This is a genomic window from Haemophilus sputorum CCUG 13788 (assembly GCF_000238795.1).
In the GTDB taxonomy this organism is placed as follows: domain Bacteria; phylum Pseudomonadota; class Gammaproteobacteria; order Enterobacterales; family Pasteurellaceae; genus Haemophilus_A; species Haemophilus_A sputorum.
Map to the genome: position 1 here is coordinate 227,707 of NZ_AFNK01000031.1, position 21,036 is coordinate 248,742.

General features: G+C 39.0%; 24 protein-coding genes. 10 read left to right on the forward strand and 14 right to left on the reverse strand.

The window, feature by feature from the left end; all coding sequences use genetic code 11:
• Positions 1-33 precede the first annotated feature (33 nt).
• On the forward strand, positions 34-714 hold the full coding sequence (locus HSP_RS0104590; RefSeq protein ID WP_007523499.1) for a 3-keto-L-gulonate-6-phosphate decarboxylase UlaD: 681 nt from the start codon (positions 34-36) through the stop codon (positions 712-714).
• A gap of 97 nt (positions 715-811) precedes the next feature.
• Here HSP_RS0104590 and glmS read toward each other — a convergent pair whose 3' ends face one another.
• The 7 genes from glmS to HSP_RS0104625 form a co-directional block, all read right to left on the reverse strand.
• Complete coding sequence (gene glmS / locus HSP_RS0104595) at positions 812-2,632, reverse strand: glutamine--fructose-6-phosphate transaminase (isomerizing) (protein WP_010676251.1); 1,821 nt, start codon at positions 2,630-2,632, stop codon at positions 812-814.
• A 58-nt stretch (positions 2,633-2,690) separates the two neighbouring features.
• Positions 2,691-3,452, reverse strand: coding sequence for a DeoR/GlpR family DNA-binding transcription regulator (locus tag HSP_RS0104600; protein WP_010676252.1), 762 nt, complete (start codon positions 3,450-3,452; stop codon positions 2,691-2,693).
• 123 nt (positions 3,453-3,575) lie between these two features.
• On the reverse strand, positions 3,576-3,776 hold the full coding sequence (locus HSP_RS0104605; protein WP_007523472.1) for a glycine zipper 2TM domain-containing protein: 201 nt from the start codon (positions 3,774-3,776) through the stop codon (positions 3,576-3,578).
• A 161-nt stretch (positions 3,777-3,937) separates the two neighbouring features.
• Positions 3,938-6,013 (reverse strand): UDP-glucose:protein N-beta-glucosyltransferase, encoded by a 2,076-nt coding sequence (locus HSP_RS0104610; protein WP_010676253.1) that lies wholly within the window; start codon positions 6,011-6,013, stop codon positions 3,938-3,940.
• 27 nt (positions 6,014-6,040) lie between these two features.
• Positions 6,041-7,375: a 30S ribosomal protein S12 methylthiotransferase RimO gene (gene rimO / locus HSP_RS0104615; RefSeq protein WP_007523491.1), complete on the reverse strand. Its 1,335-nt coding sequence runs from the start codon at positions 7,373-7,375 to the stop codon at positions 6,041-6,043.
• A 139-nt stretch (positions 7,376-7,514) separates the two neighbouring features.
• Positions 7,515-8,207 (reverse strand): 5'-methylthioadenosine/S-adenosylhomocysteine nucleosidase, encoded by a 693-nt coding sequence (gene mtnN, locus HSP_RS0104620; protein WP_010676254.1) that lies wholly within the window; start codon positions 8,205-8,207, stop codon positions 7,515-7,517.
• A gap of 31 nt (positions 8,208-8,238) precedes the next feature.
• Positions 8,239-8,451, reverse strand: a complete 213-nt coding sequence (locus HSP_RS0104625) for a SlyX family protein (protein WP_029495167.1) — start codon at positions 8,449-8,451, stop codon at positions 8,239-8,241.
• An 83-nt stretch (positions 8,452-8,534) separates the two neighbouring features.
• Here HSP_RS0104625 and fkpA point away from each other — a divergent pair, with 83 nt between their 5' ends.
• From fkpA to HSP_RS0104675, 9 genes are all read left to right on the forward strand, one after another.
• A complete protein-coding gene (fkpA, locus tag HSP_RS0104630; protein ID WP_010676256.1) occupies positions 8,535-9,254 on the forward strand; it encodes an FKBP-type peptidyl-prolyl cis-trans isomerase in 720 nt (239 codons plus the stop codon).
• Positions 9,255-9,327: 73 nt separating this feature from the next.
• The gene (locus HSP_RS0104635; RefSeq protein WP_010676257.1) at positions 9,328-9,987 is read left to right on the forward strand and encodes a helix-turn-helix transcriptional regulator; all 660 of its coding nucleotides are present in this window, start codon (positions 9,328-9,330) and stop codon (positions 9,985-9,987) included.
• Positions 9,987-10,361, forward strand: a complete 375-nt coding sequence (tusD, locus tag HSP_RS0104640; RefSeq protein ID WP_010676258.1) for a sulfurtransferase complex subunit TusD — start codon at positions 9,987-9,989, stop codon at positions 10,359-10,361. Before HSP_RS0104635 ends, tusD begins: the two co-directional genes overlap by 1 nt.
• A 1-nt stretch (position 10,362) precedes the next feature.
• The gene (gene tusC / locus HSP_RS0104645; RefSeq protein ID WP_010676259.1) at positions 10,363-10,731 is read left to right on the forward strand and encodes a sulfurtransferase complex subunit TusC; all 369 of its coding nucleotides are present in this window, start codon (positions 10,363-10,365) and stop codon (positions 10,729-10,731) included.
• Between the two features lie 12 nt (positions 10,732-10,743).
• The gene (locus tag HSP_RS0104650; RefSeq protein WP_010676260.1) at positions 10,744-11,013 is read left to right on the forward strand and encodes a DsrH/TusB family sulfur relay protein; all 270 of its coding nucleotides are present in this window, start codon (positions 10,744-10,746) and stop codon (positions 11,011-11,013) included.
• Between the two features lie 169 nt (positions 11,014-11,182).
• Positions 11,183-11,893, forward strand: a complete 711-nt coding sequence (locus HSP_RS0104655) for a hypothetical protein (RefSeq protein ID WP_007523456.1) — start codon at positions 11,183-11,185, stop codon at positions 11,891-11,893.
• 250 nt (positions 11,894-12,143) lie between these two features.
• Entirely contained in the window at positions 12,144-12,806 is a 663-nt protein-coding gene (locus tag HSP_RS0104665; RefSeq protein WP_231287860.1) for a hypothetical protein, read from the forward strand.
• A gap of 37 nt (positions 12,807-12,843) precedes the next feature.
• Complete coding sequence (locus HSP_RS0104670; RefSeq protein ID WP_007523537.1) at positions 12,844-13,179, forward strand: hypothetical protein; 336 nt, start codon at positions 12,844-12,846, stop codon at positions 13,177-13,179.
• A gap of 75 nt (positions 13,180-13,254) precedes the next feature.
• The gene (locus HSP_RS0104675) at positions 13,255-13,659 is read left to right on the forward strand and encodes a hypothetical protein (protein ID WP_007523569.1); all 405 of its coding nucleotides are present in this window, start codon (positions 13,255-13,257) and stop codon (positions 13,657-13,659) included.
• Positions 13,660-13,773: 114 nt separating this feature from the next.
• Here HSP_RS0104675 and lipA read toward each other — a convergent pair whose 3' ends face one another.
• The 7 genes from lipA to mrdA all read right to left on the reverse strand — a co-directional run bounded on the left by lipA (position 13,774) and on the right by mrdA (position 21,000).
• Complete coding sequence (gene lipA, locus HSP_RS0104680; RefSeq protein ID WP_007523428.1) at positions 13,774-14,748, reverse strand: lipoyl synthase; 975 nt, start codon at positions 14,746-14,748, stop codon at positions 13,774-13,776.
• 13 nt (positions 14,749-14,761) lie between these two features.
• Positions 14,762-15,430, reverse strand: a complete 669-nt coding sequence (gene lipB / locus HSP_RS0104685) for a lipoyl(octanoyl) transferase LipB (protein WP_007523438.1) — start codon at positions 15,428-15,430, stop codon at positions 14,762-14,764.
• A 104-nt stretch (positions 15,431-15,534) separates the two neighbouring features.
• The gene (gene ybeD, locus HSP_RS0104690) at positions 15,535-15,828 is read right to left on the reverse strand and encodes a DUF493 family protein YbeD (RefSeq protein ID WP_007523549.1); all 294 of its coding nucleotides are present in this window, start codon (positions 15,826-15,828) and stop codon (positions 15,535-15,537) included.
• Positions 15,829-15,939: 111 nt separating this feature from the next.
• Positions 15,940-17,118 carry a D-alanyl-D-alanine carboxypeptidase family protein gene (locus tag HSP_RS0104695; protein WP_007523487.1) on the reverse strand — a complete coding sequence of 393 codons (1,179 nt, stop codon included), beginning with the start codon at positions 17,116-17,118 and terminating at the stop codon, positions 15,940-15,942.
• Positions 17,119-17,231: 113 nt separating this feature from the next.
• Positions 17,232-17,771: a septal ring lytic transglycosylase RlpA family protein gene (locus HSP_RS0104700; RefSeq protein ID WP_007523417.1), complete on the reverse strand. Its 540-nt coding sequence runs from the start codon at positions 17,769-17,771 to the stop codon at positions 17,232-17,234.
• A 147-nt stretch (positions 17,772-17,918) separates the two neighbouring features.
• Entirely contained in the window at positions 17,919-19,040 is a 1,122-nt protein-coding gene (rodA, locus tag HSP_RS0104705) for a rod shape-determining protein RodA (RefSeq protein ID WP_007523531.1), read from the reverse strand.
• Positions 19,033-21,000: a penicillin-binding protein 2 gene (gene mrdA / locus HSP_RS0104710; RefSeq protein ID WP_010676262.1), complete on the reverse strand. Its 1,968-nt coding sequence runs from the start codon at positions 20,998-21,000 to the stop codon at positions 19,033-19,035. Before mrdA ends, rodA begins: the two co-directional genes overlap by 8 nt.
• Positions 21,001-21,036 lie beyond the last annotated feature (36 nt).

Below are 21,036 nucleotides of genomic sequence, written 5' to 3' on the forward strand. Positions count from 1 at the left end.
ACCTCCCTCTCATTTATTTAAAAGGAACAATATATGTCTAGACCACTTCTCCAAATTGCACTTGATTCATTAAGCCTTGAAAAAGCGGTTGCTGATGCTAAACAAGCAGAAAGCGTAGTCGATATCATCGAATGCGGCACCATTTTAGCGTGCGCAGAAGGCATGAAAGCCGTTTCAACTTTACGTGCACTTCACCCAAATCACATTATCGTGTGCGATTTAAAAACCACCGATGGTGGTGCAATTCTTGCAAAAATGGCATTTGAAGCCGGTGCAGACTGGTTAACTGTTTCTGCAGCCGCACACCCAGCAACCAAAGCCGCATGTAAAAAAGTGGCTGATGATTTCAATGCCGCTCACCCAGAACTCAAAGTGAAAAAAGAGATTCAAATCGAAATCTACGGTAACTGGACTGTGGAAAAAGATGCACAAGAGTGGGTTGATTTAGGCGTAAAACAAGCTATTTACCACCGTTCACGTGATGCTGAATTAGCAGGAAAAGGCTGGACAGCAGACGACATTGAGTTAATGAAACAACTTTCTGCCAAAGGCCTAGAACTTTCTATTACTGGCGGTATTGTTCCAGAAGAAATCCACTTATTTAAAGAAGTGAAAAATGCCAAAGCTTTCATCGCAGGCCGCGCATTAGTTGGTGAAAAAGGCAAACAAACTGCCGAAGCAATTCGTGCTGAAATTGACAAATACTGGGCATAATCGCAAAGTCTAATAAAACACAAGCGGTCATTTTTCTTTGACAATTTGCAAATCGTCTTGGAAAAATGACCGCTTGTTTATTTAGGTATTAAATAGCTTATTCTACTGTTACAGATTTCGCTAAGTTACGCGGCTGATCCACGTCTGTGCCTTTAATAAGTGCTACATGATAAGAAAGGAGTTGTAATGGCACTGCGTAGAAAATTGGGGCAGTAACTTCATCGACTTTCGGGAACACCACGGTTTTATAACCTAAACCAGCATCATGGTCAGCAAAGATAAATAATTGACCACCACGCGCTTTCACTTCTTCAATGTTAGATTTCACTTTTTCAAGTAAATCATTTTCAGGTGCCACCACAATGACCGGCATCTCGCTGTCGATCAATGCTAATGGGCCATGTTTAAGTTCACCAGCAGCATATGCTTCTGCATGAATGTAAGAGATCTCTTTTAATTTTAATGCAGATTCCATCGCAATTGGATAGAACTCGCCACGACCTAAGAATAAGCTGTGATGTTTGTCTGCAAAGTCTTCAGAGAGTTTTTCAATCTCTTTTTCATGAGTTAATGCCATTTCGATTTGTGCAGGTAAGCGTTGTAATGCATGAACAATATCCGCTTCTTGTGCTTCACTCATATTGCCTTTTAAACGACCTAATGCCGCGGTTAAAAGTAATAAGCAAGTTAACTGTGTTGTGAAAGCTTTTGTTGATGCAACACCGACTTCTACCCCGGCTTTTGTCATGAATGCGAAATCTGATTCACGAACAAGTGATGATGTTGCTACGTTACAAATAGTCATTGCCGCCATAAAGCCAGCTTCTTTTGCTAAACGTAATGCAGCAAGTGTATCTGCCGTCTCACCTGATTGTGAAATAGTCACTAATAAACTATTTGGACGAGTCACAAATTTACGATAACGGAATTCTGAGGCAATTTCGACATCACAAGCAACACCCGCTAAAGATTCTAACCAGTAGCGAGCCACCATACCTGCATTATATGAAGTACCACATGCTACGATTTGAATATGTTGTACTTTCGATAAAATTTCTGCTGCATTCGGTGCAATTGAATCTAAACTAACTTTACCATCTTTGATACGACCGTCTAAGGTATTCATAATTGCAACTGGCTGTTCAAAAATCTCTTTTTGCATATAGTGACGATATTGGCCTTTATCTGCCGCATCCTGCTCAAAGTTACCTTCGTGAATTTCACGCTCAACTTTGTTGCCTTCACTATCATAGATATCAACTGCGGTACGGGTAATTTCCGCAACATCGCCTTCTTCTAAATAAGCAAATTTACGGGTTACGCTTAATAGCGCAAGTGGGTCAGAAGCCAAGAAGTTTTCACCAATGCCATAACCAATCACTAATGGTGAACCTGAACGAGCCACGATTAAATGTTCTGGCTCTTCTTCATTTAATACCACTGTACCGTAAGCACCACGTAATTGTTTTACAGCTTTTCTTACTGCTTCTAATAAACTATTTGAAGTGCGGAATTCCCATTCCACTAAATGAGCAATAACTTCGGTATCTGTTTGTGATTGGAAAACATAACCACGCGCTTGTAATTCACTACGTAATTCTTCGTAATTTTCAATAATGCCGTTATGCACCACCGCAATTTTGCCTGAACGATGCGGATGCGCGTTAATTTCTGATGGTTCACCATGTGTTGCCCAACGAGTGTGCGCAATCCCTGTACCACCTAATAATGGTTTAGCTTCAAGCGCTTCATCTAACGCTTTTACTTTACCTACACGGCGTAAGATTTGCATATGTTTATCTGCACCTAATACTGCCACACCTGCTGAGTCATAACCGCGGTATTCTAAACGATGTAAACCATCTACTAAAATTGCTGCTACATCACGTTGTGCTACCGCACCGACAATTCCACACATAATTTTTATTCCTAATTTGTTTGTTAATTTAAATTTTTTATTTGCAAATTCGTTTCTTTTAATCTGCAATAATCACAGCTACGCCATTTTTCTCAATAGCAACTTTCGTTTCGAAACTTATTTGCTTATCCGTGATGACTTTGTCAATTTTTGTCCAATCGAGTTCCACGTTTGGCATTTTGCGTCCAATTTTTTGAGACTCAATTAACACAATCACTTCTCGACTAACTTCCGCCATCACCTGACTTAAGCCAACTAATTCATTAAAAGTTGTTGTGCCTCGCTCTAAATCAAGACCGTCTGCACCAATAAATAGTTGGTCAAAATCATAAGCTCGCAAAGTATTTTCAGCAACTTTACCTTGAAAAGATTCAGAACGCGCATCCCAAGTTCCGCCCGTCATCAATACGGTAGGCTCACACTCTAAGGTAGTGAGTTCTGAAGCTAAAGAGAGCGAATTAGTCATAATAACCAATCCGCTCTGATTTAAACTCTTAACTAAAGCCCCTGTTGTACGACCGCTATCAATAATGATTCGATTATGATCACTGATGCAATCACGCGCGGCTTTAGCGATAGCAATTTTTTGTTGAGAAAGCTGTTCATTGCTTTCTTCTTCCATCAATTCAGAAGGAATTCTGATCGCCCCGCCATAACGACGCAATAAAAAACCGCTTTCTTCCAAGGCGGTTAAATCTTTTCGAATGGTGACTTCAGAAGTTTCAAACAAGAGCGCGAGTTGCTCGACTCCGACTTCTCCTTGCTCTTGCACCATTGTTGCAATCATTTGACGGCGCTGTTGAGTATTTCTTTTCGACATACGCACATCTTTCGATTAAGTTTCGATTCAAAACTTTGCAAATTATAGCTAAATTTTGACCGCTTGCAAAGATTTGTTATGCGATCAAAAAAGCCGTCAATGACGGCTTTAAACAAATGATGATTATTTTACTTGGCTACCAATAACCCCACCTAATGCTGCACCAGCAAGTGTAGCGGTTGTTGAACCACCAATCACGTTACCAGCAACACCACCGACAGCTGCACCGATAGCAGTATTTTTTTGTGAGCGGCTCATTCCGCTACAAGCAGCTAAAGTAGTGGCTAAAGCGATTACACCAAATACTTTAAACATTGATTTCATGCTTTTCTCCTCAAAGAAATGGCTTTTATAAAGAATCATTTGAACAAGATTTACCTCTAAGACCAAGCTGTACATGAAATGGTTCCTTGCCCCCCTTCAATTGCCTATTTTTCAAACAAAAAACGCACTATAAGTTATAGTGCGCTTGATTCTGAAAACAGTTATTCTTTGTTTTTAGCTGTTTTTTTCAATTTTTTGGCTGCAGTCTTTAAAGGCGTTTCTTTTTTATCTACAGTTTTCTTTGTTGAAGCTCTTTTAGCGGTGCTTTTCTTTGCAGCAGGTTTCTTTTCTTCCTCAACATCAATTTGCGTTTGTAACGTTAATGTAACACCCGCTTGTTCAGCCCATTGTTGTACGCGTTTAAGTAATTCACGTCCCATCGGGCGAGGATCGCCAGTAAATAGTTTTTGCAATCCGTTATTTTTAATAATATGACGACGAAGTGCTAAACGCTCATCATGGTTTTCAGCCAAACGAATCGCGCATTCAACATATTCATCTGCCGTATTCGCAATCAACCATTCTGGTAAGCCAAGACGTTTAAATAAACCTTCATCAATATGTTCGTGCACCTCTGCACCTGTTTTACAGACGCCAACTAAACCTAGCGTAACCATATCAATAATGCCATTAGTATTACCAAATGGGAATGGATTAACCATCATATCGCAATTGCTTAATACACTTAAATATTGAGCATATGGTAGGTGTGGATGTGCAGTCGCATCTTCCCCTAAATATGATTTAATAAAACGCTCAACATATGGGTGAGTTAAACCATGTGATTGTCCTAATGCAAAATGGAAATGCACTTTTACGTTAGCACGATCACGGATTGCTTTTAATGCCGTCAAGAAATGTGGATTTAACTTCATTGTTGTTGAAGCAATACCAATATTGACGACTTCCGGGTTTTTCCGTAATTTATAATCTACTTTTTCAGGTGCTTCTGATGATGGTACATAAGGAAGTGCATCTTTCGGTAAACGAATCAATTTTTCGCTAAAGCACTCTTCCGAGCCAACATAATCATCTTCTACAATAACATATTCAATGAAATCAGAGTGAGTCGTCGCTGGGTGACCTAATGCAATCACTTGTACTGGCGCTAAACGAGTATTGCTTGCAAAGATCGTTAATAAATCCATCCCAATACTTGGCATATAGAATACTGCTGCTTGATGTTCTTCACAGATTTGTCGAATAAACTCTAAACGCTCAAACATATTCTCGCCATCAACGAATCTAAAGTCATCAAAAACATCACGGCCTGCTTGGTCAACTGCATGATTGCCTAAACCAATAATATGGAAATGTTCACGCGCAGCAATCATTGAAGTTGAGTGTGTGCGGTAAATAGAATGTGAAGAATGGAAATGCTCTAATAAAACCACCATAACCGGCTTACCATTTACATAACCAATATTGTTAATTTCACGATCTTTAAAGCCACCAGCAATCAAATGACGACGCATTACCGTATTTAATGCTTTTTTTACCCAATGTTTATTGCTCGCCACATCATAACTACAATGCATATACACATCATGGCTAATTGCGCTTGGTAAATTATTGAGATTTTCAAACGTCGCGAGTTTTTCTGGGAACCACTGTAATAACGTACCACGCTTACTAAAGGCTTGCTGAGTAGCAATAAAGCGTGGAGACTGTAATGCAAAAGCAAGAGAACCTGTCACTTCTGGATTAAGTTGCCATAATGCTTCTAAATTCACATTGATATTAGATTCCGGTAAATAAAGTACACAGAATTTAATAATCGCATCTTGTGTATTGCTTAAACGAAAATCCGCTAAATTATATGGGTTTTCATTCTGGTTTAACGTTACCAGAATATGATCTGCATTAATATATGGGGAAGATGCAAAAATCATGGATAACCAACGCTGAAGCGTGAAGAAAGTTTGCGCACCTGACTCAGATAAGGATAAAGCAGGGTCTTTAAATAACTCGGTAATAGCATTTGCCATACGCGTTGCAAAATAAATATGCTTTTCCTTATTGAGCTCATCTACGTTTAATTGCTCAGGGAAATCACATTCAATATCATGAATCCCCCCAAAATTTGAGTCAATTTTGCGCAAGATATCTAATAACTCAACACAAGCAGCCTCATAATTTTTCTCACTAACTGCTTTTTCAAACGTCATTACACTTGGCACTTTTTGTGATGCCTTACCAAATTTTAAAGGTTTCGCTGATTGTTTCTGTTCTGACATTGTCTATTCCCTTTTCCTTAAATAAAACTAACAAGTTCCCCAAAGATCATATTCATCTGCTTGGTGAATTTTCACTGAAATGACATCTCCAACCTTAACAGCCATCTCTGAGAGATTATCAACATAAACTACACCATCAATTTCTGGTGCATCTGCCATTGAGCGGCCAATAATTCCTTCTTCATCAATTTCATCGACAATTACCGCTAAAGTTTTACCGATTTTTTGCTGTAATCGTGCACTAGAAATTTCTTGTTGAAGTTGCATAAAGCGATGGAAACGTTCCTCTTTTATCTCTTCTGGCACCTGGTCTGCCATCTCAGTTGCAGGCGCACCTTCTACCGGACTAAATTTAAAACACCCTACACGATCTAACTGCGCTTCTTTTAAGAAGTCCAATAACATTTGGAAATCTTCTTCTGTTTCTCCAGGGAAGCCTACGATAAAAGTTGAACGTAATGTTAATTCAGGGCAAATCTCACGCCATTTTTTAATGCGCTCTAAAACTCTCTCTACCGAGCCAGGGCGTTTCATTGCTTTTAAGATTTTTGGACTTGCGTGCTGAAGCGGAATATCCAAATAGGGCAGAATTTTTCCTTGCGCCATCAGTGGAATTAAATCATCAACGTGCGGATAAGGATAAACATAATGTAAACGAATCCAAATGCCTAAAGTGCCTAATTTTTCGCATAGTGTCATTAAATCATTTTTAATCGGCATCCCATTCCAGAACACCGTTTTACTGCCTGATTCTTTGCGTTTTAAGTCCATTGAATAGGCGGAAGTGTCTTGTGAAACCACTAAAAGCTCTTTAACACCTGCATCGACTAAACGTTTTGCTTCATCGAGTACTTGTACGATCGAACGGCTTTCTAAATCACCCCGCATTGATGGAATAATACAGAAGGTACAACGGTGATCGCAGCCTTCTGAAATTTTCAAATAAGCGTAATGTTTTGGTGTTAATTTTACGCCTTGTTTCGGCACCAAATTCACATAGGGATTATATTCTGGCTTAGGGACATATTTATGCACATGCGCCATCACGGCCTCATAACTGTGTGGGCCAGTAATTTCCAATACTTTAGGATGCACTTCACGAATTTGGTTTTCTTTTGCCCCTAGACAACCGGTTACAATTACTTTGCCATTAGCATCTAACGCCTCACCAATGGTTTCTAATGATTCTTGCACTGCACTATCAATAAAACCACAAGTATTCACAATAACTAAATCAGCATCCTCATAACTTGGGATGATGTTATACCCGTCTGCACGTAGCTCAGTTAAAATACGTTCAGAATCAACTAGGTTTTTCGGGCAACCTAGACTAATAAAACCAATATTTGGCGAAGCGGTCATAAAATATCTCGGAAATCACTTAAATAGAAAAGCGCCTCAGAAACTGAGGCTAAAAATAATGCCGAATTTTACAGAATTCGGCATCAATAAGCGATAACAAGCGGTTAATTTCATTTAAAGATTTGTAAATTTATCTGAATCAACCCAATTTATTTAACATACTCAACACAACTTCTGAAGATTGCTTCGCGGCTAACGGTAAAAATTCATCAAATGAGAGATGTGAAGTTTTATCTGCCACATCAGAAACTGCACGCACTACCACAAACGGCACATCAAAAGCATGGCAAACTTGGGCGATTGCTGCCGCTTCCATTTCTACTGCCACAATAGCAGGGAAGTTTGCGCGAATTTTTGAAATCGCTTCATTACCGTTAACGAATAAATCTCCACTCGCAATCAGGCCAGATTCTGCATGAAAGCCTAATTTTTCTGCTTCTTGCTGCGCTAACATCACTAATTGTTCATTGGGAATAAATGCCGCTGGATTGGCTGGAAGCTGACCAATTTCATAACCAAATGCGGTCACATCTACATCATGATGGCGAACTTCGGTTGAAATAACCAAATCACCCACATTTAAATTTGTGGCTAATCCGCCAGCAGACCCGGTGTTAATGACGACATCGGGTTTCGTCATTTCTAATAATAATGTTGTCCCAATCGCCGCAGCAACTTTCCCAATACCCGATTGTAATAATGCGACATCTTTGTTATTAATTTTGCCTTCATAAATCTTACAGCCAGCAATGTCTGTCACTTTAGGTTCCATCATCAGTTGGCTTAAAATTTCAACTTCTTGTGCCATTGCACCAATAATTCCAATTTTCATTATTTTATCCTCTTTTTTTGTTATTGTTTCTCTAATAATGTGGCGGAGGTGTTTCTTCTGCTTGTGAAGCAACATTACTTGCCGCCAGCCCTTTAAACTTTTCAGCGAAATGACGTAACTGCACCTGCAATTTGTCTAATGCAAATTGTTGGTCAACTAAAGCTTGGTTTAATTCCTCAATAGTTTGTTCTTGAAAGGCAACTTTCATCTCTAATTCAGCAATTCTGCTTAATAATTCTTGCATTTTTTCATAAAAAGGTTGTCTTAAGCGAAAAGACACTTTACCCTATATTGAAGATGCTTAACAGTATTTTATAAGGAAACACTATGTTAAAAACCAAACAAACTTTGACTACGCTACTTTTAGGTACATTATTAAGTAGTGGCGCAATGGCAGCAGAAAAAGCTGACAAACAATTTATTGATGATTCATCTTACGCTGTAGGCGTATTGATGGGTAAAAATATTGAAGGTGTAATGGAATCACAAAAAGACGTTTTCACCTACAACCAAGACAAAATTTTAGATGGCGTAAAAGACACGCTGAAAAAAACCGGTAAATTAACCGATGAAGATTTGCAAAAACAATTAAAATCGCTAGATACTTACCTTTCAGCTCAAGAAGAAAAAATTTTAGCTGAAAAAAATAAAGGCACCATTGAAGCGGGCGATAAATTCCGCGCAGATTATGCCAAAAAAGATGGCGTGAAGAAAACTGCTAACGGTGTACTTTATAAAATCGAAAGCTTAGGCGAAGGCAGTTCTCCAACTTTAAGTGATACCGTAAAAGTACACTATAAAGGTACCCTTGTAGATGGTTCTGTTTTTGATAGTTCATACGATCGTGGCCAACCTATTGAGTTTAAATTAGATAACCTCATCCCAGCATGGAAAGAAGCGATTCCAATGTTAAAAAAAGGCGGAAAAATGCAAATCGTTGTGCCACCTGAACAAGGTTATGGCAGCCGCGCAGCTGGTAAAATTCCACCAAACTCAACCTTAGTGTTCGATATCGAATTATTAGATTTCCATAGCGACGCTAAATAATCACGAACCAGACTAACAAGCGGTCGATTTTTGCAAATCTTTTGCAAATTCCGACCGCTTGCTTTTATCCAATATGACAAAATTTATTGCTTTTAGTGAAGAAGATCACGCTATCCTTGCCTCTTACTTTCCGATTGCTGACGGAATTGCCGCACTGCTTGGTGAGCAGTGCGAAGTTGTTTTGCACTCTTTAGAGTTTTTAGAAAACTCCGCAATTTATGTGGTAAATGGGCAAAATAGTGATCGAAAAATCGGCTCACCCCTGACTGATCATGCGCTACATTCACTGCATCATATGCGTACCGATAGCGTAAGCCAACCCTATTTTATTCGCACCGCAAACGGCGAGCCACTGATGAAATCCGTGACCATCGCAATTCGTAACAGCAAACAGCACGTGATTGGTTTTTTATGTCTGAATATGAATTTGAATGTGCCGGCAGCCCAATTTCTTAGCGCTTTTATGCCAAGTATTCATGAAACTGAAAGTAACACGAGTTTTGGTGGTTCAGTAGAAGAATTAGTCGCACAAACCATTGAAAATAGCATTATTGAAGTAATGAACGATCGCCGTATCGCTAACCATAACAAAAATCGCCAAATTGTGGTGTCACTATTTGAAAAAGGCATTTTCGACATTAAAGAAGCGATCAATCAAGTGGCCGAACGATTAAACATTTCGCGCCATACGGTTTATCTCTACATTCGACAAATCAAGCAAGGGGAAGAGTGATGGATTATGTTTTAGCCATAAAATCACCTATTAACAGCCAAGCTGCAAGACTTGCATTTCAGATGGCTGAAGCCTTGTTAGCCAAGGGGCATCAAATTCGGCAGGTGTTCTTTTTTCAAGAAGGCGTAAGCCACGGCAATGCTTTGGTTTCTCCCGCCAGCGATGAAATTAACTTGGTTGAACATTGGCAAAATTTAGCAAAATCACACCGCTTGTCTTTGCATCTTTGTATTGCGGCTGCCCAACGTCGAGGCGTAGTCGATGAAAAAACAAGCGCGAACAAAACCGCTAATCTTGCCGAAGGTTTTGTGCTTGCGGGTTTAGGTGAATTTTCCCAAGCGGTATTAACCGCTGAAAGACTACTGACTTTTTAATATGAAATATCAATTTGCATTTTTATTTACTCAACCTCCATTTGGTACAGCAACCAGCCGTGAAGGCTTAGATGCGCTACTTGCAGCCAGTGCGTTTTGTGATGAAGACGATATCCTCATTCTTTTTTTAGATGACGGTGTATTTAATTTGTTAGAAGGAGCAACTCCAGCGGACATCTTGCAGAAAAACCATCTTGCCACATTCAAACTGCTCGAACTTTATGAATTAAATGAATGCTATATCTGTCAAGAATCCGTCAAAGAACGCGGGCTAGAAAGCTCAACATTTTCACTTAAACACGCCAAACTTCAATCACGCGCTGAATTGATTGAAAAACTTAAAAATGCCGCAAAAGTGCTGACTTTCTAGAGGGGATAAACCATGCTTTATACTTTTTCCAAAGCCAATTACGACCTAACTTGGCTAACCCAAACGCTCGCGCAATTTGATAAAAATGATATTGCATTATTATGGCAAGATGGGGTATTACAAGCGGTCAAAAATACTGAATGTTTTGCAAATGTCCGCACTTATGTTTTAAGCGAAGATCTGCATGCTCGCGGATTAACAGACATGAACACACTCCCTGAAGTTGAACTTCATGAAGTAGTAACACTCACTGAGTACTATTCTCCTCAGATTGCGTTTTAATTAGAATTTACAAAATTTGACAAATTTCATTATTTTTACGCGGAACTTTCTTTTAATTATATTGTCACCCTTTGGTATAGGGTGAAGACAATCAGCATTTATCACCTATCTATAGACAACAGCTGTTGTTGACGTTTTTGACATTTCATACTATTTAGAAGGAGTTTCTATGAAAGCATTAAACAAACTAAGCATGATCGTGATCGCCTCTTCTGTTTTAGCCGGATGTGGTGATTCCGATAGCAAAGCAGAAAATGCAACGGCAACGGAAAGCCAAACACCTACAGCACAAGTTCAACAAGTTGAGAAAAAAGTTGAAAAAGCAGCTCCAGCCCTTTCCGAAAAACATGAAGCCGTATTAAAAGCTATCCCGCAACCTGAACCTAAATTAGAAGAACCTATCGCAATTTCAGACCAAAAATCTGCTACTGGCGCAAAAGACCTAAAAAAACTGAATGATTTCTTTGATAAAGAGCGCTCTGGCGAACTTAAAAAAGTCTCTAACAAATTACAATCTTTTGCTCGTCAACGTATTTCTGTAGATGATGAAGCTAAAAAAGCAGAATTCTTTGCGGCAGTTAAACAAGCTAAAGAACTTTTTGATAAATATGAGCAAGACATTGCTGCACTTAACATTCAAGACCCAGAAGTTAAGAGCTTAATCGAGCAGCATATTATCAATACTAAGTTAGTTAACAGTTTAATGATTGTTATTGGAGAAAATAGTGAGTTTCTAAATAATTTAGGAAAAGATAAAGCTGATAATGCGTTCGTCAAAGAATACAATGAAAGAAATCTTGCGTTACAAAAGAATTTCCGCGCAGCACAAAAAGTTTTTCTAGATGCGTATAACAAACTCAACCAAAAATACTCACAATAAGCGAAAAAAACGCGAGCTTGATTATCGTGATGCTCCTTTCTTTTCGATAGCTGTTCTAAAAAAGATCGGAAAAGATATCGCTATTAGGCTTCTAGTGAGTTTAATCATGCTCCTTTTATTCTCCGTTTGGCACTATTACAAAACGGAGAATAAAACAACTTTTAACATGACCTCACCTGTTGATAGTAAAACGCAAACAACATCAGCCAATGAATATATAGCTTAAAATTAACAATCATAGTAAGGAACAATGATGAACACCTTAAAAAAACTAGGAACAGTTGCACTTGCCTCTGTTTTTTTGACCGCTTGTGGCGATAAAGAAAACAATGCAAGTAATAAAACAACTGCATCTGCATCTTCAACTTCATCCATATCAAAATATGATGAAATTCTAAATGCACTTCCCGAAGTTGACCAAGCACTAGCGGCACCGATTGCTATCTCAGATAAAAAATCCCAAACAGCCACTAACGAATTAGATAAAGCCTTTTCGATTTTTGAAAGTCCAGAAGCTACTAAAATTGAAAGACTAGGATTTGAAATTAATAATTTAGGTAACCAAACCACCATTACGAAAAGCCAAGTAAAAGAAGTGGAAACCAAAATGTTGGAAGTTTCCGCTAAATTAGCGACGGCAACAGATAAATACAAACAACTGATTACTTCGCAAAACTTTCAAGACCCAGAAATCAAAGCGATTATGGATCGTACAGTTACAGTTTATGACACGCTTTATAAAATGATGAAAGTTATTGCAGAAAATCAAGAAACTATTCTAAATAGCAAATCAACAGATTTTGATAAAGAACTAGAATTAAGAATTGAGCGTATCTCAGAAAATATCGGGGCAGGAAATAAAGCCATTGAAGATGCGATTGTGAAAATCGCCGATAAATACGCTGTAAACTAATTTTTAAATTCAACTCAAAGAAAAAAGGAAGCTTACCATGAACAAATTTAATCCTGAACTACCTTGTCCTCATTGCAATGCACCAGTTAAAGGTACACTCATTAAAGGACTTGCAGGTGTTAAACAATGTCCATCTTGTCAGAAAAAAATTAAATATCACAAACCGGCTTTAGGTGCTGTATTTAAAGATATTTGGAAACAGCTTGCTATTTTCATGGTTTTATTTTGCCTATTAACTGTCGTTCTTTTTATGTTTGGCGTAAATATGTCAGATCATACGCCATATTTTGGCCCAATCCTTGGTGTTATTTTTGCCTATTTTGTGATTGTACCGGTACAGGTTAAACACTCTTACTTTGAAAAAGACGAGTAATCCAAACATTCGGCAATCTCATCGCATCGGTCAGATTGCCGAATATTTTTCAGCTTACCTCAACTAAAGATATTTATGAAACGCCCTATTTCTGTCACTATCGCAAGTATTCTTTATTTTATTCTGACCGCGCTAAGCTGCGTGACCTTTATAGGTTTTGCAATCTACACGCCTGATGAATTTCTCAGTAATTTATCGGAAGCTTATCCATTTTTACCGCCATTGCTTTCTGTCATCCTGTCAGTCATCCTTGTTGCATTACCTATTTTCATTGCCACCGGTGTACTCTCTGGGACCAAACTTTCACGCTGGTTAGCTGTTTTATATGCAGCGGCTTCTATTGGTTCAATGCTTTTATATATCGAATACTATGAGCAATCCAAAATTATTTTCCAATGGGTTCTACAAGCCGTATTATTACTCTTACTTTTTAATCCTCCAGCAAATCGTTATTTTGCCGCCCAAGACTCAAAGGAATAATTTAGCTTAAAATCAGTAAGCATAAACTCTTCCGCTCACAAAAGTATTATGTAACAAAAAGCCTGAGTATCAATGACTCAGGCTTTTTTACTTTGTGTTGCTAGTATAATCTCGCTATTTAACTAAGCCACCGCTAGCTTGCAAATCCGCATGGTAAGAAGAACGAACAAATGGACCACAAGCCGCGTGTTCAAAGCCCATTTTCTCAGCGGCTTCACGGAACATATCGAACTCTTCAGGTGGAACATAACGTTCTACTCTTAAGTGGTGACGACTTGGTTGTAAATATTGCCCGATAGTAAGCATTGTTACACCATGATCACGTAAATCTTGCATTACTTCTAATATTTCTTCATTGGTTTCCCCTAAACCGACCATTAAGCCTGATTTAGTTGGAATACCTGGAAATTCTTCTTTGAAGATTTTAAGCAGTTCTAACGACCACTTATAATCTGCACCAGGACGAACTTCACGATATAAACGTGGTACATTTTCTAAGTTGTGGTTAAACACATCAGGTGGATTTTCTTTTAAGATTGCCACTGCTTGTTCTACACGCCCACGGAAATCTGGCACCAAAATTTCTACTTTACAATTTGGGTTAAGCTTTTTAATTTCTCTAACGGTTGCAGAAAAATGTGCCGCACCACGATCGGGTAAATCATCACGGTCAACTGAAGTGATTACCACATATTTAAGTTTCATATCTTGTACTGTTTCAGCCACTTTACGCGGTTCATCTGGATCAAGTGGTAACGGTTTACCATGTGCTACATCACAGAATGGACAACGACGGGTACAAATCGCGCCCATAATCATGAATGTTGCAGTACCGTGATGAAAACATTCATGCAAGTTCGGACAAGATGCCTCTTCACAGACAGAATGTAATCCATGACGACGCATACCATTTTTAATGCTATCAATTTTGGCAGAATTTGCTGGAAGTTTGATTTTCATCCAGCTTGGTTTTTGAAGCAACTCTTGATCAGGGTCGATGTTGCGCACCTGAATAACAGAGGTTTTTGCAGCATCACGATATTTCACGCCCTTTTCCATTTTAAACGGCGCCATTTTTGCTGTGGTCATTAAATTCTTTATCCTACTCTTCGATTTTGTTAATAATTTGTTGGTTATTATAGCCTAAGCTCGCACAAAAGTGAGCAACCAATTTAGGGGAGACATCATCGCAAGTTAGATCGCTTTGCCCAATCAGCTCACTTAATTGGCACATTTCTAGCCCTGCATAGCCGCATGGATTGATTTGATGAAACGGCGATAAATCCATGTTGATATTCAACGCTAATCCATGGAAAGAACAGCCTTTACGGATGCGGAGCCCTAATGAACAAATTTTCCGCCCATCAACATAAACGCCAGGTGCATCAGCTTTTGGATAACTTTCAACTCCATAATCCGCCAAAGTTTTTACAACAGATTGTTCTAACGCGGTGACTAAATCTCGCACAGAAATCTCTTTACCTTGTGCTTTTAAACGTTTGATATCCAATAGCACATACATCACTTGCTGCCCTTCACCATGATAAGTAATCTGCCCACCACGATCGCTTTGCACTACTGGAATATTACTGCGCATAAGTAAATGCTCAGGCTTCCCGGCTGAACCTTGTGTAAATACGGCAGGATGTTGTACTAACCAGATTTCATCTAGCGTATTTTCATCACGTTCATCAGTAAAGCTTTGCATTTTATGCCAAATTTCTTCATAGGGTTGCGTCCCCAACTGGCGGATAATGAGTTTTGTATTCATAGGGATAGATAGGTTTGGAAGTGAAAATTGTATCTTACTTAAGATAATTTAAACTAAAAGGACGTGTGCAACACGTCCTTCATTACGCGGAAGAAATGGGTTGTTTATAACACCATTCTCACGCCTTCAATTTTGGCTAATTCTTCATATAAGGTTTCAATTTGCTCAATATTTTCTGCCAAAATGTCGATAGAAACTGAATTATATGTGCCTTTTGAACTGCGTTGTTCACGAGGTAAATAATCACCTTTTACATGAACTTGAGCTACAGAGACAATATCTTCAACTAATCCCTCACGATGAACGCCCATTACTTTAAACGTAAAATCACACGGGAACTCTAATAAATCTCTTAATTTTTGTTGTGGTAAATCTTGTAGGTTAATATTTTTTTGCATTATTTCTCTCTCCTTCGCTTGATTGTATAAAGCGGTCGAATTTGCAATTTTTTTGCAAATCAGACCGCTTGCATAGCACCTATATAAGGGCAAAATTTAATTTAACAAGGTTTAATCAAATAAGCCTTTGATGGTTAATGCAATCCAGTCCCACGCTTTACCGAAAATGCCCGCCTCTTCAACATTATCTAACACTTGTAAGTCGTTGCTAGCAATATCTTTACCATCTAATTGATAAATTACCTTACCAACCGTTTGTCCTTTAGTTAATGGCGCTTCAAGATTTCCACCGGTTAACTCATAACGCGCTTTTAATTCACCCGCTTTACCTTTAGGCACTGTAACAAAACTGTCGTTAACCGAACCTAGTTTCACTTTGTTTGCATCACCGTAATAAACGGTTTCTTCTTTAACCGGCTGACCTGCGGCTAAAGATTTTACTGTTTCAAAGTTTGCAAAGCCCCATTGTAATAGTTTTTTACTTTCTACTTCACGACCTTTGAAAGTTGGCACGCCCATCACAACCGAAATTAAGCGCGTGTTAGAATTGGTTGCAGAAGCCACTAAATTATAACCTGCGTTGTTAGTGTGGCCGGTTTTCATGCCATCTACGTTGATAGTTTTATCCCACAATAAACCGTTACGGTTCGGCTGTGGTTTTTTAATGTTATATTTAAACTCTTTCTCTGCGTAAATTTTATATTCTTCTGGTTGGTCGCGAATAACATGTACACCAATAATCGCCATATCACGCGCTGAAGAATATTGGTTTGGATCATCTAAACCATGAACCGTTGTGAAATAAGTATTTTTCAAGCCAAATTGTTGTGCAAATTTATTCATTTGTTCAATGAAGGCTTGCTGTGAGCCAGATGTATGTTCCGCTAACGCAACGGCTGCATCGTTGCCTGAAACAATAATCAAACCTTTCATTAAATCAGATACGGAAACTTGGGTGTTTAAATCTAAAAACATCAATGAAGAACCTGGGAATTTTTGTGCCCAAGAATTTTCTGTCACAGTAACCATATCGCTATTTTTGATTTTACCGGTTTTGAGTGCATCCCCCACAACATAGCTAGTCATCATTTTAGTTAATGACGCCGGATATTGGCGTTGATCTGGATTTAAACTTGCTAACACTGCACCAGAGTTGTAATCCATCAAAATATAGGTTTGTGCATTTAATTGTGGTGCCGCAATACCGTAATCTGTATTAGTATCTGCTAACGTAAACGGGGAAAATACTAACGCGCAAAGGCTTAGTGACTTCATTAATGTTTTTTTCATTTCACATTCATCCAATGATTTAATTAAAATTCTTGATAAGACAAACTAATCAAGGGCTTGCCGAATCTTCGACAACCCCTTTTTTATTCAATTGCGTATCAACAAAAAGAGAATTAACTGTCTTCCAGCTCTCTTTTGTTTTTATTCAATACAGCTAATTTTACTTTAGCTGTACCAGTATGATGCATGCCTAATTGGCGAGCCGCCGTTTTTGATAAATCAATCACTCGAGCATGAGAATAAGGCCCGCGATCATTTACGCGTACCACAACAGATTTACCATTACGCATATTCGTCACTTCGACCAAAGTGCCAAAAGGCAATGTTTTATGTGCGGCTGTCATTGCAGCGTTACTGAAACGTTCACCATTTGCAGTGCGACGCCCGTTGAATTCATCTGCGTAATAACTTGCCGTACCTGATTGAAAATGCTGGCTAGCCATTTGCTTATGTTTATTTTTTACAGATGTTTTCTTTTTTACTTTTTTTGCAAAAGTTTTTGAAGATTTGACCGCTTGTGCTTTTTTCTTTTTAGAAGCATCTAGCTTCTTCACAATTGGCGCTTTTGCGTGTTTGGTTGCTGCAACAGAATTCAATGATCCGAATGTTAAGAATCCAGCTAACAACAGGGTTACCATTTTACTTAATCGCATAAGTGTTCCTCATTTAGATATCGTACTGTGTAACGATGTGTATGCCCATTTAGAAACTAAATGGTTGGCTGTTTATCTTTTGATAGACAACTGCTCTTGTATGTGCTTTTTGATACCGCAAAAAAGCAAAAGTTCAGGACTTACGCCCTATTTATTATAAGGGTTGTTGCTATTGGCTCGTTTGCGATGTACATAAGCCGACATCACTAGACCAAAAGCCGCCATTAACGTCACATAAGACGTTCCCCCATAGCTAAACAGCGGTAAGGGTACACCAACTACGGGTAAAATACCACTAACCATTCCAATGTTTACAAAAACATAGACAAAAAATAACAATGCAGTTCCGCCTGAAAGCAAGCGCCCGAAGGCATTATCAAGCTTGGAACCAATCAATAAACCACGTCCGATAATGAACAAATAAATTGCTAATAAAATCAGCATACCAATCAGACCGTGCTCTTCACTTAATACCGCAAAGATAAAATCGGTATGAGGTTCAGGTAAAAATTCAAGTTGAGATTGCGTGCCCGCCATCCAGCCTTTGCCATACATACCACCTGAACCAATTGCAATTTTAGATTGAATAATATGATAACCCGCGCCTAAAGGGTCTTTCTCTGGGTCAAGCAAGGTCATAACGCGCGTTTTTTGATAATCGTGCATCAAAAAGAACCACATTATCGGAATAAAGCCGGCTAAAAAGACCACGCCTGCAGAAATCAACTTCCAACTAAGCCCGCCTAAAAATAGCACAAACAACCCTGCTGCACACACAAGGATTGATGTTCCTAAATCTGGTTGAGCCGCTACTAACAATGTAGGAAAAACAATAATGCCTAATGCAATAATGGTGTCTTTAAAGCTTGGTGGCAACGAACGATTTCCTAAGTAAGTTGCCACCATCAGTGGTACAGAAAGTTTGGCGATTTCAGAAGGCTGAAAGCGAATAAACCCCAGATTGAGCCAGCGTTGTGCCCCTTTACTAATTTCGCCCATCACATCCACTAAAATAAGCATCACAATACACACTAGGTATAAATAAGGCGCCACTTTCTGATAAAAACGTGGGGGAATCATAGCCATAAAGAACATTAAGCCTAGTCCTAATGTCACTTGCACAATACGGTTGGTGAACATTTTTTCACTGCCACCACTTGCACTATATAGCACGATTAAGCCGTAACCGGTCACAGCTAGCAAGCCGATAAGCAGCCAAACATCTAGCGAAAACACCTTCCAAAATAATTTTCTGATACCTTTACTCATGTGGCTGAGCCTCTTCTACAAGCGGTTGATTTTCTTCATTTTGTTGCAAATGTTGCTCTGGCAAAGCTTCTACCGATATTTTTAATGTTTTGCTTAATGCAAAATCCATCACCCTTTTCGCAACTGGGGCTGCATTTGCACCACCGCCCCCTGCATTTTCAAGAATCACGGCAACGGCCACTTTCGGCTCTTCAAAAGGGGCATAACTGATAAACCATGCATGGTCTTGCAACTCTTTTTTAATGGCATTTTTATTATATTTGCCACCTTTTAAGTTAAATACCTGTGCAGTACCACTCTTACCAGCCGCACGATAAAACGAACCCGCTGCTTTTTTACCGGTACCATTACCTGCATTGACTACATTATACATGCCTAATTTTGCCGCATTCCAGTAACGCTCAGGAACGCCTTTAATATCTTCATATAACAGCGGATCACGATAAGGCTCAGTTTTGTTACTGCTGATTACTTCCATCATTAAATGAGGCGTGTTCACGCGCCCATTGTTAATCAACACAGACAATGCTTTAGTTAACTGTAAAGGTGTCGCAATCCAATAGCCTTGACCGATACCAACCGGAATCGTATCGCCTTGTACCCATGCGCGTTTATATTTTTTAAATTTCCACTCTTTATTCGGATAAACCCCTGCAGACTCTTCATAAATATCAATGCCCGTTTTCTGCCCAAAACCAAATTTGGTCATCCATTCCGACATCTTATCAATCCCTGTATCGTAAGCGAGCTGGTAGAAATAAGTATCTGAAGATTCTACAATCGCTTTATTAAGATTGGTTGAACCATGCCCGCCACGTTTCCAGTCACGATAACGTTGTGTTGTACCAGGTAGAATCCAAAAACCAGGGTCAAAAATGGTTGTATTCGTTGTGATTTTGCCTTCAGCCAAGCCCATTACCGCATAAAACGGTTTTACGGTAGATGCAGGAGGATAAGTGCCTTGAGTGGCTCGGCTATAAAGCGGGTGAGCAGGGTCGTCTAATAAACGCTTGTAATCTTTGCCTGAAACGCCGCCTACAAACAGATTATTATCATAGCTTGGGTTAGTTACCATCGCTAATATACTGCTATCGCGAGGATCTAACACCACAACTGAACCTTTTTGAGGCCCTAATAGTTCTTGAATAAATTGTTGCAATTCCACATCAATCGTTAAGCGAATAGAACTGCCGGCAACCCCTGGCTGATCGCGTAATTTACGAATCACCTTGCCACGGTTGTTAATTTCAACCTCTTCAAAGCCCGTTTCACCATGCAATTGATCTTCATAATATTTTTCGATACCTAATTTTCCAATATCATGAGAACCTGCGTAATTACCGAATTTACCTTCCTCTTCAAGCTTTTTCTTATCTTTATCGTTAATTTTCGCAACATATCCCAGAATATGCGTTAGCGTTTCGCCGTATGGATAATTACGCTTGTAGTACGCTTGAACATCTAAACTTGGAAAGCGATACTGATTTACCGCAAACGTCGCCATTTGCTCTTCGGATAAGTTGCCTTTAAGCAAAATCGGCGTATAGCGAGAAGTGCGCTTTTTCTCTTTCCGATAAGCTTCAATTTCCTCATCAGTCAGCCCGACCACCGTTTTTAATTCTTGCAAGGTTTCTTCAAGATTTTCCGTTTTTTCTGGGACAATATAAAGACCAAAATAGGTAATATTCTCTGCCAGCACCTTACCATTACGGTCGTAAATTAACCCCCGTGTTGGAGGAACTGGTAGTAATTTAATACGGTTACCATTTGAGCGAGTTTGATAATCTTCAAAGTGTACCACCTGCAAATTATAAGCGTTGGCAATCAAAATACAGGTAAGCACTAGCACACCGAAAAAAGCGATAACCGCACGCCGCGCATACAGATTACTCTCTGCTTGCGCGTTTCGTACCGATTCTCTCGGTTTTGTTGAGGTAAATTTTCCTAGTTTCCCAAACATAATGCTCTCAAATTTGCAAAATGGTATTTAATATTC